At 65.5% G+C, this 1645-nt stretch carries 1 protein-coding gene; it reads left to right on the top strand.

Annotated elements, in window-relative coordinates:
• Positions 1-85: 85 nt before the first annotated feature.
• Entirely contained in the window at positions 86-1600 is a 1515-nt protein-coding gene (locus tag FBY03_RS22920; protein ID WP_147174646.1) for a transposase, read from the top strand.
• Positions 1601-1645 lie beyond the last annotated feature (45 nt).

Below are 1645 nucleotides of genomic sequence, written 5' to 3'. Positions count from 1 at the left end.
CGTTGAGGCTGTAGAAAAACCTGCTGTCAGCCAATCCGCAGGCTGATAATCTCAAGCTCATCCAATCGCAGGGAGGCGCCGGGCGATGCCACGGTTCAAGGCCGTTCACAAGGGACTCAAACTGCTCCCGATCGACTTCGACAAACAACTGCTGCCCGGCACCTTCGAGCACGCCCTGTGCTACCTGGTCGATCACGAACTGGATCTTTCCGACTTCCACGCCCGCTACCGCAACAGCGTCGACGGCGCCCCGGCCTATGACCCGGCGGTGCTGCTGAAAATCGTCCTGCTGGCCTACAGCCGCGGCATCATCAGCAGTCGACAGATGGAAGCGGCGTGCCGTGACCATGTGCTGTTCATGGCCATCTCCGGCGACAGTCAGCCGCACTTCACCACCCTCGCGCACTTCATCTCCAGCATGGGAGAGCTGGCGGCCAAGCTGTTCGCCCAGGTGCTCGCGGTCTGCGACCGCCAGGGCCTGATCGGGCGGGAGATGTTCGCCATCGACGGCGTCAAGCTGCCGAGCAATGCCAGCAAGGCCAGAAGCGGCACCCGCGCCGACTTCCTGCGCCAGGCCGAGAAGATGGAAAAGGCCGCCGCGGCCATGATCGAGCGCCAGCGCGAGAGCGATAAGCAGCCCGAGGCCGAGGCGCAGCGCACCGCCCGCCAGCTGGAACGGCTGCAGGCCGATGCCCGCCAGCTACGCGCCTGGCTCAAGGACAACCGCGAAGACCGCAAGGGCGTCAAAGGGCGGATTAACCTGTCCAACCGCACCGACAACGAGTCGGCCAAGATGGCCACCGGCAAGGGGGTGATCCAGGGCTATACCGGGGTCGCCGCCGTGGATGAGAAGGCGCAGGTCATCGTCGAGGCCCAGGCCCATGGCACCGGTTCGGAACAGGCGCTGCTCGAACCCGTCATCGAGGCCACAAGCCGGCTGCACAACGCCGACACCTGTTACACCGCCGATGCCGGTTACCACAGCCGCAAGGCGCTGGAGCAATTGGAGGCCGCCGGCATTGCCGCCTTCATTCCCGACAACGGCTACCGCAAGCGCGACCAGCGCTATGCCGGGCAGGAACGCCACACCGGGAAACCCGACCCGCTCTGGGACAAGCGCCCCAAGCGTGTCGGCAGCCACTGCTATACCCCGGCCGACTTCCACTTCGATCCCCTGCTCAAGACCTGCATCTGCCCGGCAGGCAAGCCACTCTACGGCAACGGCAGTGGCTGCCTGGTCAAGGGCCAGCCGGCGATCAAGTTCAAGGGCGCGCTGCGCGACTGCCTGAGCTGCCTGCAGCGCAAGCAGTGTCTGCGCACGCCGGAGAAAACCGCGGCACGCCAGGTGGCGTTCATCCTGCCGAAAACCGAACAGGACAACGCCCTGAGCCGCATGCGTCGCCGCATCGACAGCGACCTCGGGCGCACGATGATCACCCGCCGTTTCGCCACGGTGGAGCCCGTGTTCGGCAACCTGCGCCACAACAAACGCCTGGATCGCTTCAGCCTGCGCGGGCGGGAACGGGTGGATGGGCAGTGGAAGCTCTACTGCATCACCCACAACATCGAAAAACTGGCCCATCGCGGAGCCTGGGCATGAACCACGCGCCCCGCAGAACAGCTTTGCGGCCCTGTACACCCCCCC

This window comes from Pseudomonas sp. SJZ079 (assembly GCF_007993865.1).
Lineage (GTDB): Bacteria > Pseudomonadota > Gammaproteobacteria > Pseudomonadales > Pseudomonadaceae > Aquipseudomonas.
The sequence above is the reverse complement of the archived record's forward strand: the minus strand, read 5'-3'. Positions and strand labels throughout refer to the sequence as shown.

Bases quoted from the DNA above. Each gene is read 5' to 3' on its own strand.
- FBY03_RS22920 (WP_147174646.1), top strand. From the start codon at position 86: ATGCCACGGTTCAAGGCCGTTCACAAGGGACTCAAACTGCTCCCGATC.